15 protein-coding genes are annotated in these 14,428 nt (G+C 43.7%); 3 read left to right on the plus strand and 12 right to left on the minus strand.

The features are described from left to right. Positions 1–26 precede the first annotated feature (26 nt). The 3 genes from FHS57_RS09810 to FHS57_RS09820 form a co-directional block, all read right to left on the minus strand. Positions 27–2,576: a serine hydrolase gene (locus FHS57_RS09810; RefSeq protein WP_183972981.1), complete on the minus strand. Its 2,550-nt coding sequence runs from the start codon at positions 2,574–2,576 to the stop codon at positions 27–29. A 72-nt stretch (positions 2,577–2,648) separates the two neighbouring features. Next, the gene (gene infC / locus FHS57_RS09815) at positions 2,649–3,203 is read right to left on the minus strand and encodes a translation initiation factor IF-3 (protein WP_051397838.1); all 555 of its coding nucleotides are present in this window, start codon (positions 3,201–3,203) and stop codon (positions 2,649–2,651) included. Positions 3,204–3,332: 129 nt separating this feature from the next. Continuing rightward, a complete protein-coding gene (locus tag FHS57_RS09820) occupies positions 3,333–4,295 on the minus strand; it encodes a DUF8428 domain-containing protein (protein ID WP_183972984.1) in 963 nt (320 codons plus the stop codon). Between the two features lie 83 nt (positions 4,296–4,378). On the opposite strand from FHS57_RS09820, the gene FHS57_RS09825 reads away from it, so the two are divergent. Further along, the gene (locus tag FHS57_RS09825) at positions 4,379–5,410 is read left to right on the plus strand and encodes an RluA family pseudouridine synthase (RefSeq protein WP_183972985.1); all 1,032 of its coding nucleotides are present in this window, start codon (positions 4,379–4,381) and stop codon (positions 5,408–5,410) included. Positions 5,411–5,415: 5 nt separating this feature from the next. Here the strand turns inward: FHS57_RS09825 and FHS57_RS09830 are convergent, their stop codons facing one another. Next, the gene (locus FHS57_RS09830) at positions 5,416–5,772 is read right to left on the minus strand and encodes a DUF983 domain-containing protein (protein WP_183972987.1); all 357 of its coding nucleotides are present in this window, start codon (positions 5,770–5,772) and stop codon (positions 5,416–5,418) included. Positions 5,773–5,876: 104 nt separating this feature from the next. Here FHS57_RS09830 and FHS57_RS09835 point away from each other — a divergent pair, with 104 nt between their 5' ends. After that, positions 5,877–6,779 (plus strand): helix-turn-helix domain-containing protein, encoded by a 903-nt coding sequence (locus FHS57_RS09835; protein ID WP_183972989.1) that lies wholly within the window; start codon positions 5,877–5,879, stop codon positions 6,777–6,779. A gap of 67 nt (positions 6,780–6,846) precedes the next feature. Here FHS57_RS09835 and kdsA read toward each other — a convergent pair whose 3' ends face one another. The 7 genes from kdsA to FHS57_RS09870 form a co-directional block, all read right to left on the minus strand. Then, positions 6,847–7,698, minus strand: coding sequence for a 3-deoxy-8-phosphooctulonate synthase (kdsA, locus tag FHS57_RS09840; protein ID WP_028522881.1), 852 nt, complete (start codon positions 7,696–7,698; stop codon positions 6,847–6,849). 3 nt (positions 7,699–7,701) lie between these two features. After that, positions 7,702–8,046: a HepT-like ribonuclease domain-containing protein gene (locus FHS57_RS09845; RefSeq protein ID WP_183972991.1), complete on the minus strand. Its 345-nt coding sequence runs from the start codon at positions 8,044–8,046 to the stop codon at positions 7,702–7,704. Then, positions 8,036–8,329 (minus strand): nucleotidyltransferase family protein, encoded by a 294-nt coding sequence (locus tag FHS57_RS09850; RefSeq protein ID WP_183972994.1) that lies wholly within the window; start codon positions 8,327–8,329, stop codon positions 8,036–8,038. Before FHS57_RS09850 ends, FHS57_RS09845 begins: the two co-directional genes overlap by 11 nt. Before the next feature lie 55 nt (positions 8,330–8,384). Further along, positions 8,385–9,302, minus strand: a complete 918-nt coding sequence (locus FHS57_RS09855) for an AAA family ATPase (protein ID WP_183972996.1) — start codon at positions 9,300–9,302, stop codon at positions 8,385–8,387. Between the two features lie 152 nt (positions 9,303–9,454). After that, positions 9,455–10,585: an amidohydrolase family protein gene (locus FHS57_RS09860; protein WP_183973178.1), complete on the minus strand. Its 1,131-nt coding sequence runs from the start codon at positions 10,583–10,585 to the stop codon at positions 9,455–9,457. Positions 10,586–10,825: 240 nt separating this feature from the next. Beyond that, entirely contained in the window at positions 10,826–11,302 is a 477-nt protein-coding gene (ispF, locus tag FHS57_RS09865) for a 2-C-methyl-D-erythritol 2,4-cyclodiphosphate synthase (RefSeq protein WP_122930471.1), read from the minus strand. Positions 11,303–11,310: 8 nt separating this feature from the next. Beyond that, complete coding sequence (locus FHS57_RS09870; protein ID WP_183972999.1) at positions 11,311–12,549, minus strand: M16 family metallopeptidase; 1,239 nt, start codon at positions 12,547–12,549, stop codon at positions 11,311–11,313. Between the two features lie 135 nt (positions 12,550–12,684). On the opposite strand from FHS57_RS09870, the gene FHS57_RS09875 reads away from it, so the two are divergent. Then, entirely contained in the window at positions 12,685–13,821 is a 1,137-nt protein-coding gene (locus FHS57_RS09875) for an ABC transporter substrate-binding protein (RefSeq protein WP_229601297.1), read from the plus strand. Between the two features lie 4 nt (positions 13,822–13,825). On the opposite strand, the gene FHS57_RS09880 is transcribed toward FHS57_RS09875, so the two are convergent. Then, positions 13,826–14,386: a beta propeller repeat protein gene (locus FHS57_RS09880; protein WP_183973001.1), complete on the minus strand. Its 561-nt coding sequence runs from the start codon at positions 14,384–14,386 to the stop codon at positions 13,826–13,828. Positions 14,387–14,428 lie beyond the last annotated feature (42 nt).

Here is a 14,428-nt window from a genome sequence, read left to right on the forward strand (position 1 = left end):
GTTAGCAACTAGGGCTAATTCTATTTTCACCTCCCAATAAACACCCCCGACCGCTTCCCTGTCGATTTTTGGGCGTGATATACTTCTTCGCCATTGACCCAAACCCGTTCGATGCCCGAAGACAAGGCCGTTGGGTTTTGAATGGACGCATTGCCGTTGACCACATTGGGGTCAAACAATACCAAGTCGGCATAAAAAGCGGGCTGAATGAGTCCTCTTTGCCGAATGCCTAGGTTTTCTGCCGTCAAGGAAGTCATTTTCTGAATCGCCGTTTCTAGGGGCATGAGTTGTTTTTCGCGTACATAATTTCCCAACACCCGAGTAAACGCCCCGTACCCGCGCGGATGGCCGCCCCAACCTCCATCCGAACAAATAGTCGTAAAAGGCCACGCCAAAAAATTGGCGACGTCTTCTTCACTCATGGATTTTCCCATGATGGTTTCGGTACTTCCCTTAAAATCAGGATTTTTTTCGTCAAAATCGGCCGCTTCGGCAATCAGCCCCATGAGCGTTTTGGACGTTGTTTCTTTTCGGATAGCAGCAATTTCTGAGATGGTTTTCCCCACGTACGCAGCGTTGGGGGCATACCTCACCAATACCGAACCCGAGGGGTCAAATAATTGGTTAACGGCAAATTCGGCACTTTCAGCGTTGGTATAATCCCGTTTTGGAAACAACACCCGCAAAGTTGAATTCCAAAAATCGTAGGGATAACAATCGGCAGTAATGTTGATTCCTTGCGCTCGCGCTTTTTGCAAGGTCCCCAACACTTCTCGCGAACGCCCCCACTGATCGCGTTTGGCGATTTTGATGTGAGAAATCTGCACAGGCATGTTGGTTTGCCGCCCAATCTCAATGATTTCGTCCAAGGCTTCGTCAAACCCAATGTCTTCGCTGCGAATATGGCTCATGTATCTTCCGCCCGCTTTGGCTGCTACTTTGGCCAATTGCAGCACCTCATCACGGTTGGAAAAAAAGGCAGATTCATATTCCAAACCCGTTGCCAACCCCAACGAACCTTTTTCCATCTCGGCGTTGAGTTCGCGCTTCATTTTCTCAATTTCGTCCGTTTTAGCGGTTCGGAACAAGCTTTTTGCCCCCATCGCTTTGGCACGTAGGGTCGAGTGCCCTGTGTAGGTCGCCACATTGACTGCCACGGGCTGTTGCTTCATTCGCTTTTGGAGGGTGTCTATTGGATAGCTACTTCCATCTTGCCCAATCACTATGGTCGTAATTCCCTGACTTACTAGGGCTTCGGCATCAGGGCGGTTTTCTAGTCCGCCAAAATGATGGCTGTGGGCATCAATAAACCCAGGGGCTAACACCCATCCGTTGGCATTGGTCTCTTTCTCTCCCCCATAGGGCTGCAAATCACCAACTTCCCAAATACGGTTATTTTTGATACGAACGGCGCCCGCATAAGAGGCAATACCCGTTCCGTCCACTATTTTAGCGTTGGTAATGAGTTCAGTCGTAGGGAGTTTGGCTATTTTTCCCTCTAAAATCTGTTGCGCTACCCGAATCGCCGTTCCGTCTTCTGAGCTCGTGAGGGCAATAAACGTCCATTTCTGCGCTAGGTGCCGTTCAATAATCGTTTGAAAGCCAACCCAACCTCCCGTATGCGAAACTTTCAACCCATCTTTATCTAATCCCCACCCAAAGCCATACCACGAAAACGAGCCATCGTTGAGTTTGGCAGGCTTAAAAGCATCTTGCAGCGTCGCTTTTTTAATCAGTTTTTCGGTCAACAATGCCTGTTCCCAAATCAACAAATCTTCGACAGAAGAATACACATTTCCATCGCCCCAAACTCCGTCTAAACGTATCAAATCATTGGGCACATATTTCCCATTTACTCGTTTGGAGCCATAGACCCTATTTGCGGGCGATTTGGGCATGGTAAGGGTGTAGATGTAGGTATTTTTTAATCCCAACGGCTGCACAATTTTCCGTTCAAAATAGCGCTGAATAGGCTCAGCTGTCAATTTTTCAATTAAACAGGCCAACAAAATATATCCTGTATTGCAGTACGAAAATTGAGAATTGGGTTGAAACTGCAACGGTGGGCGGTGGTTTTTGAGCAATTTTAAAACCCCTTCATTTGTTAAGGTATCAAGGGTAGTGTTGTACTGCGTTGCCAAATCGAAGTACTCGGGCAACCCGTGGGTGTGATTCAACAAATGCCGAATCGTGATGGTATCGTAAGGAAAATCGGGCAGGTGTTGTTTGAGCTTATCATCGTATTGGAGCTTTCCTTCTTCTTTGAGCATCATAATCATCATGCTCGTAAACTGCTTTGACACCGAAGCTAGATTGAAAGCGGAGGCAGTTGTTAAGGATTGAGTAGCATTGGCTGCTACCGTTCCAAACGCTTTTTTATACACCGTTTTCCCTTCTTTAGCCACCAAAAATGTCCCATTCAACATGCCACGTTGATAGAGTAAGGTTAAAGAGGAGTCTAGGGTAGCGAGTTTTTGAGCATTGGGTTGGGCCATTGCGGTACCCAGAGCAGTCAAGGCAAGACATAACCAGTAAGCCTTACGAGCCCATTGATGAAGTGTGCTGTACGAAGCCATTTTTTATTCGTTATAAAAAAAGCGTGAGACCGAAATGGGCTCACGCTTTTTAAAGTTATAGATGATACACAACTACTTTTTCAACGCCTTGGGCGTCAAAATCATACTCATGCGTTTACCTTCCAATTTTGGTTCAAGTTCTACTTTCCCCACCTCTTCCAATGCCTTGGCAAAGCGCTCAAGGAGTTTATATCCTTGGTCTTTGAATACAATCTCACGACCAGAGAATTGCACATACGCTTTTACTTTTGCTCCTTCTTTGAGGAAGTTAAGGGCATGTTTCAATTTAAAATCGTAATCATGATCATCAGTCGTTGGACTAAAGCGAATTTCTTTAATCACTACTTTCTGAGCATTGGCTTTGATTTCCTTTTGCTTTTTCTTTTGCTCGTACTTGAACTTTGAGTAATCAATGACCTTACAAACAGGTGGAACAGCATTAGGCGAAATTTCCACCAAGTCTAAGTTCTGTTCCTCCGCCATTTTAAGTGCTTGTTGGATGTCAAAAATTCCTTGTGGAACATTTTCTCCAACCATCCGCACTTGTGGTACACGGATACGTTCATTAATACGGTACGGTTCTTCTTGTCTTACTGGGCGAAAAGGTCTGCGTTGTTGTTGAGCCATTCAATAATTAAATTATGGTAATCTTGTGTTTGATGCGAAAACTAACGAATAGTTGAATTTTCTACAAAAATTTGGTGAAAAAAGTTTAAAATTTAGTGCAAAGTTAAAATTTCTTGCGAAACTTCCAGCTTATTTGACTTTGAAAGTCGTAGTACCGATGCGAAAACCTTCACAATACAACTCAATCGTGTGTTCGCCTTTTTTCAACGGAACACCTGCTCTTGAGTAAATGATCGACCCTTGTGAACCGTCATTGCTGTAGTTAAGGGATTGTTTTGCGGTATATACAGTCTCGCGGCCACTGTACAAAAACGTACCCGAACCCGTCGCCATGTCTGCCATTACTGCTCCTTCAGGATCAAGGATTCTTAAATAAACGTCACGGTTTCCGTTTTTCGCAATTGGATTACCCGCCAAATCAAAATCCACTTTCAATTTGTCGATGCGTTTGGCACGGTAGCTTCCACCGTCGCGCTCTTTGCCTTTTGAAGAAACTGCATTTACTTCAATTTTTTCGGCTTTCAACGCAGACGCAATCGTTACTTTGTCAGAAAGTTCTTTGTTTTTGGTACTCAAATTACCCACCGAATCTTCAAACGTACGCTGTAAGTTTGCTTTTTCTCCCTCAAGTCCCGAAACTTTGCTTGAAAGTTCTTGATTCTGAGCGGTTACAATACCCAATTCTTCTTTCAACTTTGCAATATCTTGGTCTTTTTGGGCCAAAATTGCTTCGTAGTTGGCAATTTTTTGTTTGTATTTTGACACATCCACCGAGGCCGCTGTTGCTGAATTTTTCAACGCAGCCCGATCGCGGTCAAGTTGTTGTTTCAACGTAATCAATGAATCCACTTGTCCGCCTAACTGCTGTATTTCAGCGATTTTCAGGTCTAGTTGAGCCGAAATTGAGTCAAGTTTCATTTTGGTAGCCACGACTTCTTCCGTTTTTGCCGCAATCACCGTTTCTTGTTCTTTATTCTTTTCCCGTTCTTTGTAGAAAAAATAAATTAACACCACGTTGAGTAGCGCTAAAATCGCTAGTGCAGCAAGGAGCAGGCTTTTGCGGTCATTCTTTTGTCCTTGATTGTAGTCCATAATGTTTGTTAATTAGTTAGAGTAGTTACCGCCCAAGAAACGTGAGCCTTGGGAATTTATTGCGAAAAATAACAAAAAATTCAATGTCAGAAAATCAGCTCCCCCCCAACGAAGACGAGGAAGAAGAATATTACGAACATCACCGCATTCTGGCCGACAAAGGTCAGACCTTGATGCGAATCGACCACTACCTCAAACATCATCTTTCGGGAGTCACACGGACTAAGCTTCAAAATGCGATTGAGACTGAATCGGTCAAAGTTAATGATAAACCTGTAAAGTCAAGCTATAAAGTAAAACCGTTTGATATTATAACGGTTGCGATGCCACATCCGCCGAGGGTTACGGAGATTTTGGCTGAGAATATTCCGCTCTCAATCACCTACGAAGATTCCGAAGTACTGGTGCTCAACAAACCCGCAGGGATGGTTGTACACCCTGCGTATGGCAATTGGAACGGCACCGTGGTCAATGCACTTCTATATCATTTTGAAAATTTGCCTACGGGGCGAAACGGAGAGGCGCGTCCTGGCCTGATTCACCGAATCGACAAAGACACGTCGGGGCTGTTGGTCATTGCCAAAACTGAATATGCGATGGCCCACGTGGCCCGACAGTTTTTTGAACACACTACTGAGCGTACGTATTATGCCATCATTTGGGGGATTCCTAAAGAAGAAAAAGGGACAATTGTAGGGCACATTGGCCGAAGTGCCCGCGACCGAAAAGTAATGGCCGTTTATACCGATGGAAGCCAGGGCAAGCACGCCGTTACCCACTACGAAGTACTTGCTACCTATAAATATGTAACACTCATCAAATGTAAACTAGAAACGGGGCGAACGCACCAAATTAGGGCACATTTTCAATTTTTGGGCCATCCGCTTTTCGGTGATCCTGTCTATGGTGGCGATAAAATCTTGCGCGGAACAACGAGCGGAAGCTACCGAGCTTTTGTGGACAATTGTCTGCAAATTATGCCTCGGCAGGCACTTCACGCCAAATCGCTGGGCTTTGTGCATCCTCGTACTAAACAATGGTTACAGTTTGAGTCCGAACTGCCAGAGGATTTTACGACAGTGCTGGAAAAATGGGATAAATACGCCAATCAATAGCCCTTTTATTCCACAACACCCGAAAACAAATAAAGCCAGAGTAACCGCGCCATTCTGAAATTGAACGGAAACAATCCCAAAACGACAACGATACTCGCGATTAGGTTGGAAATGGCCAAGGCGTCAAACTTAAATATCAGGATGCAAATGGCATAAACGATGGCCATTTCGAAAGTAGCAAGGGCATAACTAACGTACATAGCACCCCAATAAAACCCAGGTTCTTTGCTGAAGTTATGCCCGCAATGTGCACAACTTTCTTTCATCGTTGCAGGGCGAAATGTAAGTAAGTTATTGGTTGAAAAAACCTGACCTTGGTGGCATTTTGGGCACTTATTTTGAACGACGTGAATGAGTGACATGGTTGTATTTGTTTTTTGAAATACAAAAATACGGTCAATGGCAGAAAGATTTGGTTTACTTTTGTAGCAAAAAATAGGACAATACAGACATCATTGAAATAAACATGAAAGATATTCCTATTTATGGCATCACAGAGTTTACCGAAGCAGACCTCTCAAAGGTGTTGTATGTCAATAACCTAAAAAAACACCTAGCTACCCACCAATTTGTCAACCATCCTCATAAACATAGCACGTACATAACTGTTTTTTTTACTTCTGGCGAAGGCACGCACGAAATTGATTTCCAAACCTATCCCGTACAACCTGGCAGTTTGTTTTTACTAACTCCTGGTCAAGTGCATTGTTGGAATTTGTCAAATGATGCCGACGGGTTTGTCGTTTTTCATACCGAAGAGTTTTATAACAATGCTTTTTTAACCCGAAAAATAAGCGATTTTCCTTTTTTTTACCTGCAAACCAACTATCCTGTTGTCTATCTTTCATCGGTAGAACAGCCCCTCCTCACTCCTATTTTTGAATGGATTTATGAAGAATCGCAGCACGAACGTCCGTTCAAATCCCAAAAACTTATTTCACTGATAGACGTGCTTTATATCGAATTGGCGCGGGTTTATACAGACAATCACCCTGTAAGCGATTATTACTCTCACAATTACGTTCAAATCAAAAAATTGGAAAAATTGATTGAAGAAAATTTCAGAACTTTAAAACTTCCCAAGGAATACGCGGACGCCATGAACATGACCACCCGCCACCTAACTAGGATTTGTCAGCAAAGCCTCAATCAAAGTACGGGGAAGTTGATTTTGACCCGTATCATCATCGAAGCCAAACGAATGCTGGTCCACAGCGACACTTCAGTGAATGCCGTTGCCGATTATCTAGGCTATGAAGATTACTCTTATTTCGTTCGGTTGTTTAAGAAAGAAGTGGGCGAAACACCCAAGCAATTTCAGCTTCGTTTGGCCTCCGAAAGAGCCTCAGAACGAGTGAGTCTTTTCTAAAAAGGCAACTTGCTTTACGATAAAAGCGAAACCCCACAGATTTTTAAACCTGTGGGGTTTGGTTTTATTAGCCTAATTCTTGGGCCGAAGCACGGTATTTTACTTCTACGTTGTGCAATTCAATCAACGGCTTCAAAAATTCCTCTAAGTAGTTAATATCCAGCTGACTAGCTGCATCGCAAAGGGCCTCCGACGGGCAAGTATGCGCTTCTACAAAAAGACCATCTACCCCTGCGGCCACGCCAGCACGTGCCAATACGGGCAAATACTCTCGCGCTCCTCCTTTGCTGTCTTTCGACGGAATACCATATTTACGAATGGCGTGGGTCACGTCAAACACTACAGGATAACCCGTTTTGTTCATGTGGTAAAAACTACGTGGGTCCACAATCAAATCGTTGTAACCAAACGTATAGCCACGTTCCGTCAAGATAATTTGGTCATTGCCACTGTCTTCAATTTTTTTCACTGGGTGCTTCATGTTCTCAGGCGCCAAGAACTGACCATGCTTCAAATTCACCACTTTACCCGTTTTGGCAGCGGCCACCACGAGGGTAGTTTGCATACACAAATACGCGGGGATTTGAAGTACATCAACCACTTCGGCCACGGGAGCACATTGTTCGGGGTAGTGTACGTCGGTCAAAAGCGTGAAACCAAATTGCTCCTTCACTTTTGCCAAAATACGCATTCCTTCTTCCAATCCTGGTCCCATGTAGTAGTCTAGGCTACTGCGGTTGTCTTTCATAAACGAAGACTTGTAAATGATTTTGATTCCCAAACGTTCCGAAATTTCTTTCAAACGTTCGGCCACGGTCATCATAATTTTCTCGTCTTCAATGACACATGGCCCCGAAATCAAGAACAACTCGTCGGTTCCGCACTCAATATCGCCTACGCGAACGATTTTCTTTTGCATTTTTTATAATTGATTCAGTATGTTTTCAATTTTAGTTTTCAAGTCGGGAATGTCGCTCTTAATAATTCCCCAAACAACACGACTAATTACCCCAAAATATTCATTTACCAAAATATTACGAAGTCCAACAATTTTTCGCCACTCAATATCCCCAAAACGTTCTTGCAGTTCTTCCGAAATGTGATTACTTGCTTCTCCTATGATTTCAATTTGCTTGATGCAGGCAAAACGCATCATTGAATTGTTTAAGAATTCATCTACTTCGATATCCCGAGTATATAATTCTATTTCCAAAATGGCATCATAGATATGTTGAACACGTGCTTGGTCGCCCAGTTTATCTTTCATATATCATTTCCTTTTCTGCTTCAATGTAAGGTTTAATGTATTTTGAAACACTGTCAGCTGGTATCAAATCCACTTTCTTCTTCAGCAAGTCTTCCAAATCAAAAATCATTTGGACAAAATGAAGTCCAATCCGTTGGGAATAGTCTAGTTCAACCAATAAATCGACATCGCTTTCTTCATTGGCCTCTCCCCTCACGTAAGAGCCAAACAAGTACGCTTTCAACACAGGCTGTGTTTTAAAGTACTGCTGAATTTGCTGGATATTTTGGGCTGAAAGTTGCATAATGCTTGCAAATTTTACGCACAAAAATGGGCGATTTTATCGGGTTAAACAACACCTAAGCGTCCTCCCACTTCGACTTGATTCCTACTTTCTCGAAAAGCTCCGATAAGCTTAACTGCGTCTGACGAATATCTTGCCAATCTTTTAACACGACGCCTAGGGTGGACTCCACCAACGATTTTTCGAGGTGTTGGATGTGCATCCCTGCCAATGCTTCGGCCCAATCAAGGGTTTCGGCAATGCCTGGCACTTTGTTAAGTCGCTGCTGTCGAAGCTCTTGCATAAATGCCGTAATCTGACGTGCGAGCGTTGCGTCAATTTGCTCCACTTTCGATTTGACAATGGCCAGTTCTTTTTCAAACGGCGGATAATCAATCCACAGATACAAACACCGACGCCGAAGTGCCTCCGAAAGTTCACGGGTACGGTTTCCTGTCAAAATCACGTGGGGAATATGCGTCGCCTTGATTGTACCAATTTCTGGAATGGTAATTTGCCAATCCGACAACATTTCAAGCAAAAAACTTTCAAATTCTTCGTCTGCCCGATCTACTTCATCAATCAAAAGCACAGGAGCTTTCGGTTGCGTCAGCGCTTTCAATAAAGGCCGTTTCAGCAGAAATTTTTCACTGAACAACGTATTTTCTATCTCTCCAAAAGGGTTTTCGTTGGTATATTCCTCCGTTGGAGGCAAGGGCGCTACTTTCAAATACAACAATTGATGTTGGTAATTCCACTCATAAATGGCATGATTTGCATCTAATCCTTCATAGCACTGCAAACGAATCAGTTCCGTTTCCAGTGCCTGCGCCATCACTTTGGCAATCTCCGTTTTGCCGACCCCCGCTGGCCCTTCAATGAGTAACGGTTTACGGAGTTTCATGGCCAAATAGACCGACATTGCGACGTATTCATCCGCAATATATCCCCGAGTTTGGAGTAACGTCTGGACGGAGGCAAGGGTTTGAGACATGTTTGAGTGTCGAATTTTTGAGTGCAGAGTGTCGAATTGAAGTGCAGAGGGTTGCTCACAACCCGATACGTTCATCAGGCCAGACCATCGGTCAGGCCTGATTTCTTGTTATTCTTTACACAAGGTCTGACCGTTGGTCTGACCTTTTTTTTCTACTCAGGGAACTGCGATTTGTCAATGGCAGGAATGAGTTTGATAGCATTTTTGTAATACACCTTTTTCAGCACTTCGTCAGGCAAACCCATCCCGTACATGCGCCAGAAGGCATGGTATTTTTTGTGGTAGGGAAAATATTCATCTTCCGTTTCTAACACTCGGAAATACGTAGCGTACTCAGATGGCACCCAGCTGTCTTTTCCAAAAAGGATTTTATCTTGCCATTTCACAAAAAACTGCTTGGCCGCGCGGGGTTGACGTCCCAATTCGGCGATAACAGCGCCAATCTCTACGTACATATTGGGAAAACGGGTCATCAAACTATCTAATTTTCGCAAATCATTAGGATACCAACCCATGTGAGCGTTGATGAACTTTGTTTTGGGGTGACGCGCAAAAACCGCGTGTTGTTCCTTCATCAATGAATCAAACGGAACGGGGTCGTTATTACCACGCTTGCGTCCTGCGTGTGTTTTAAGCTCTAACCAACGTTCGTTGTAACGGTCGAGGGGATCCCAAAACGATTTGGGATCGGCCGTGTGAATAATGACGGGGATACCAAGTTCACCGCACTTTGCCCAAATAGGGTCTAAACGTGGGTCACTTACGGCAACGCGTTTTCCATCGGTATCTTTTATTCCACTGAAACCCAAACTTTTATATACTTTCATCCCTACCGCTCCCGCTTTCACATCTTCCTCCACTTGTTTAGCGGCCCTCTCACCGTAGCCAGGCGAGCCTACACCTTTCAGCTCGGGGTTGGTGAACACCATAAAACGCTTGGGATAGTTCTTTTTTACGTTATCAAGCATCCCCTTGATGGTCGTTGTCCCTTCTTCCCACTGCTGCGACCATCCACGCCCGCTCAAATTCACCATCACACCCATATTCAACGCATCCATCTCAGCCACCAATTTTGACAAATCTTGGTTTGACATGCTGTATTGGTGGTTGTGAATATCGATAAAAGGGTATTTAGAACGGGTAAGCTTATGTTCCGATACTTTCAGCGTCGAGACGGGGTCGTATTCTTCAAAGCCCAGAGGCTGCTCAATTTGTCCTCCGTTGGTCTGAGCCACAGCAGTAAGTGAGCCCAATAAATACAGAAAGGTGAAGTGTTTTTTCATCATTATTTTTGTGTCAAGGAATTTAGATAACTTTCAATTTGCGTTACAAAAACTTTTGCTTCTTCAAACATAGCATGTGCTACACGGGTGTATGGTTAAATGCACGATATGGTAACGTTCTTTTTAAAACACATAGAAAATAGTAGGATAAACATATAGTACACATAGACAGTCTTTTGTGTGCTATGTGAAAATTCTAAGTGGACTATGTGTTTACATTTTCATATTTATCAAAAATTTCTAACTATAAATCAACGCAACACAATGGGCGGCGATGCCTTCTTTTTTCCCAACAAAACCCAAATGCTCAGAAGTAGTGGCTTTGATGGAAATATCCTCAATATCAATGGCCATGACCTTCGAAAGGCATTCTTTCATCGTCGGAATGTGCGGATTAAGTTTGGGTTCTTGAAGTACAACAGTCACGTCAACATTGCCAACTTCGTAGCCTTTTTCACGAATCATTTCCATGACTTTCGCCAACAACAACTTGCTATCAACGCCTTTCCATTGGGGATCTTTATCCGAGAAATGGTACCCAATGTTGCGCATATTGGCAGCTCCAAGCAGGGCATCGCAAAGCACATGACAAACGACGTCGGCATCGGAGTGCCCTTTGGCTCCGTGGGTGTGGGGAATTTTAATACCACCCAACCAAAAATCACGTCCTTCTTCCAATTGATGCACGTCGTAGCCTTGTCCAATTCTATATTTCATACGTTTTTTTAGTTTACTGCGCGGTAATACATCGTTGAACAATTGTTTTTAGACAGCACTTTCTGAGCCATTTCTTGAATGTCTTTGGCCGTTACTGCCTGAATTTTAGCCGCTTCTTGATTGACCAAATCAGGATTCCCAGCGTTGGCAGCATAGGCCAAATTCATGGCACGGTTGAGTAATTCAACTTCCGAAAACGCCAACGTTGACTCCGCTTGGTTTTTCACTTTTGCCAATTCTTTTTCATCCAACGCAACCTCCACCAACTCCTGCAAAACTTCCTCCACGGCGGCATTGGCCTCGTCCAAGGTTACTCCCGCATTGAGATTTCCTTGAATTACTAATAAACCTGGGTCAATGGAAGAAGTATTGTAGGCGTTGATATTTGAAAATAACTGTCTTTCTTTCAGGAGTTTTTGGTACAAACGCGCCGATTTTCCTCTTCCTAAAATATCACTTAATAAATCTGCCGTGTAAAAGTCGTCCTCGAAACGCCCAGGAATGTGGTACGTTTTATACAGCGCATTTAGGGGCACTTTTGCTTCAGTTTCCAAAAATCTAGGAGCCGTTTGAACAGGTTCCAAAGGCAAATTGCGTACGTATTGCTCACCCGCAGGAATAGACCCAAACCATTTTTCGGTCAATGCTTTCACTTGTGGAACCGTGACATCCCCTGCTACGACCATGATGGCATTGTTTGGCAAATAATATTTGTAAAAAAACGCTTTGACATCGTCCATCGTCGCCTCTTCGATGTGGCTAATTTCTTTGCCAATCGTGGCCCAACGATACGGATGCACTTGATACGCCAACGGCCGAAGCTTTAGCCATACATCCCCGTAAGGTTGGTTCAAGTAGCGCTGTTTAAATTCTTCTACCACCACTTTTTGTTGAATTTCGAGTACTTTTGGGTCAAAAGATAAACTCATCATTCGGTCAGATTCCAACCAGAAAGCGGTTTCGAGATTGACAGCGGGCAGGGTGATGTAGTAATTGGTAATATCGGCAGAGGTAAACGCGTTGTTTTCGCCGCCTACCGTTTGAAGAGGTTCGTCGTAGGATGGAATATTTTTCGACCCCCCAAACATTAAATGTTCAAACAAGTGGGCAAAACCAGTACGTTTTTCCTCTTCATCGCGAGAACCCACATTGTAGAGAATATTTACAGCAGCCAAAGCAGTTGTGTGGTCTTCGTGGACAAATACTTTGAGCCCGTTGTCAAGGGTAAAATGGTCGTAGTGAATCATTGAAAATAATTATCTATCAAAAAAACAGAAGTTAATAAACTCTTTGTTGGTTGTCTAACGTTAGAACCAAAGCGAAAGGTTTCTAACCCAACGCCCAAAAATAGCATTTTCTATCTATTTCGCAGGTACAGCTCCATGAAACGAATGTTCTTAGTAGTGACTCAATTGATTGTTTTTTTATTCATCGCATTATCTTTTCCTCCACTTCCTGCCCGCGCACAAATTTTATACGATACGCCTACGCAAGAATTGGTACTGGAAGCCATCGACCATATTTACAATTATGAATTTGCGGCGGTAGAACCCGTTGCTCGTCAAATACGGGCCAAATACCCTAACCACCCCGTGAATGCCATGCTCAAAGCCATGCAAATGCAGTGGCAATACTTACCCGTAAAAGACAACAAAGCCATGAGTGGGCAGTACGCAAAACTCCTTGAGGAGTGTATTGCCAAAGCAAAAGTGTTAGAAAAAAATGAAAAAACACGTCCTGAAGCTGCGTTTTTCTCAATGGCTGGCCATGGCTACGTTGCGTTGATTCACAACTACAATGACGAGAAAATGAAGGCTGCCAGTGAAGCAAAAAAAGCCTACGATTATGTCATGGCAGGATTCAAATACATGAATCACAATCCTGAGTTTTACTTTTCCTCTGGCCTTTATAATTACTATATTATCCGCTACCCCGAAGACCATCCAATCGTAAAACCCGTTGTGTTGTTTTTCAAAGACGGAAACCGCGAGGAAGGACTCCGACAAATGGACATTGCGTCCAAAAAAGGGATGTTTACACGCACCGAATCTTCCTTCTATTTGGCCCGTATTTACCTTAAACATGAGCAACGTTACGACAAAGCCAGTAGCTACTTGGGGAATCTCGTAGAAAAATACCCCAATAACCCTATTTTTTTAATGAAACACACCGAAGCGCTGTTGCTTTTGGGAAAATACGAAGAGGCTGAACCTTTTATTGAAAAACTAAAAAAACGAAACGAGCCTTTCTTTTCACTCGTTTCTCACACATTAGAGGGAATGTACCTCGAAAAACAATCACGCAACGACCAAGCTGCTCAACGCTTGTACTTGACGGCTATTCGTCAGCCACGCGACGAAGAATATACCAAAGAGTACCAAGCCTTTGCCTATGCAGGTTTGGCACGAATTGCCATTCGGGCAGGAGATAAAAGAAAAGCTACCGAGTACTACAAAATCGTAAGTGATTTGGCAGAATACAAAGGCACGCTCAAAGAAGCTAAGAATTTCTTAAAATAACGCCTTATTCATCGTGCTTGGCTGAAGCCGACAATTTCACTGAACTCAGAGGGGCGGCGGGTTGTACTTGCCAATTTTTCCCAAAACGATGGAGGACTACTCCATTTTCGGCAAAAATCTGGACTCCTCCCGTCGGAATTGCCTCTACTCGGACTAAATTTTCGGTAATTGGCGACACTTCTTCTTCCCAACTTATACCGTTCCAGCGAAGTATGGTGCCTTTGTTGCCGACAGCCCAGCCTTCTTCACGACTCAACAAAAATACCGAGTTCAAATCTTCGTTGGCAAAAACCAATACTTCGCTCCACTGTTCGCCATCCCAGCGCAATATCGTGGAGTTTTTGCCCACAGCCCAGCCAAAATCCACCGAAAGCAGGTACAAAGAGGAAAATGTTTGCGAAGTAGGAACCGAAGCCGCTTCCCAGTTTTCATTGACCAGGCGTTCAATTTTACCATTGGTTGACACGCGCCACTCTGCTTTTGGCAAAACCGAGGCCGAATCTTGCCCCCAAACGGCAATAATGGTCGCGATTACAATCAAAAAAGAGATGATTAATTTTTTCATGGGTCGTTGAGGTTGACATGATTAGTTATAAACACTCAACAG

The organism is Runella defluvii (assembly GCF_014195535.1).
GTDB lineage: Bacteria > Bacteroidota > Bacteroidia > Cytophagales > Spirosomataceae > Runella > Runella defluvii.

What these genes read in the sequence shown, in the direction of transcription:
- FHS57_RS09810 (WP_183972981.1), bottom strand. Translation starts at nt 2,576, where the DNA reads ATGGCTTCGTACAGCACACTTCATCAATGGGCTCGTAAGGCTTACTGG.
- infC (WP_051397838.1), bottom strand. Translation starts at nt 3,203, where the DNA reads ATGGCTCAACAACAACGCAGACCTTTTCGCCCAGTAAGACAAGAAGAA.
- FHS57_RS09820 (WP_183972984.1), bottom strand. Translation starts at nt 4,295, where the DNA reads ATGGACTACAATCAAGGACAAAAGAATGACCGCAAAAGCCTGCTCCTT.
- FHS57_RS09825 (WP_183972985.1), top strand. Translation starts at nt 4,379, where the DNA reads ATGTCAGAAAATCAGCTCCCCCCCAACGAAGACGAGGAAGAAGAATAT.
- FHS57_RS09830 (WP_183972987.1), bottom strand. Translation starts at nt 5,772, where the DNA reads ATGTCACTCATTCACGTCGTTCAAAATAAGTGCCCAAAATGCCACCAA.
- FHS57_RS09835 (WP_183972989.1), top strand. Translation starts at nt 5,877, where the DNA reads ATGAAAGATATTCCTATTTATGGCATCACAGAGTTTACCGAAGCAGAC.
- kdsA (WP_028522881.1), bottom strand. Translation starts at nt 7,698, where the DNA reads ATGCAAAAGAAAATCGTTCGCGTAGGCGATATTGAGTGCGGAACCGAC.
- FHS57_RS09845 (WP_183972991.1), bottom strand. Translation starts at nt 8,046, where the DNA reads ATGAAAGATAAACTGGGCGACCAAGCACGTGTTCAACATATCTATGAT.
- FHS57_RS09850 (WP_183972994.1), bottom strand. Translation starts at nt 8,329, where the DNA reads ATGCAACTTTCAGCCCAAAATATCCAGCAAATTCAGCAGTACTTTAAA.
- FHS57_RS09855 (WP_183972996.1), bottom strand. Translation starts at nt 9,302, where the DNA reads ATGTCTCAAACCCTTGCCTCCGTCCAGACGTTACTCCAAACTCGGGGA.
- FHS57_RS09860 (WP_183973178.1), bottom strand. Translation starts at nt 10,585, where the DNA reads ATGAAAAAACACTTCACCTTTCTGTATTTATTGGGCTCACTTACTGCT.
- ispF (WP_122930471.1), bottom strand. Translation starts at nt 11,302, where the DNA reads ATGAAATATAGAATTGGACAAGGCTACGACGTGCATCAATTGGAAGAA.
- FHS57_RS09870 (WP_183972999.1), bottom strand. Translation starts at nt 12,549, where the DNA reads ATGATTCACTACGACCATTTTACCCTTGACAACGGGCTCAAAGTATTT.
- FHS57_RS09875 (WP_229601297.1), top strand. Translation starts at nt 12,685, where the DNA reads ATGAAACGAATGTTCTTAGTAGTGACTCAATTGATTGTTTTTTTATTC.
- FHS57_RS09880 (WP_183973001.1), bottom strand. Translation starts at nt 14,386, where the DNA reads ATGAAAAAATTAATCATCTCTTTTTTGATTGTAATCGCGACCATTATT.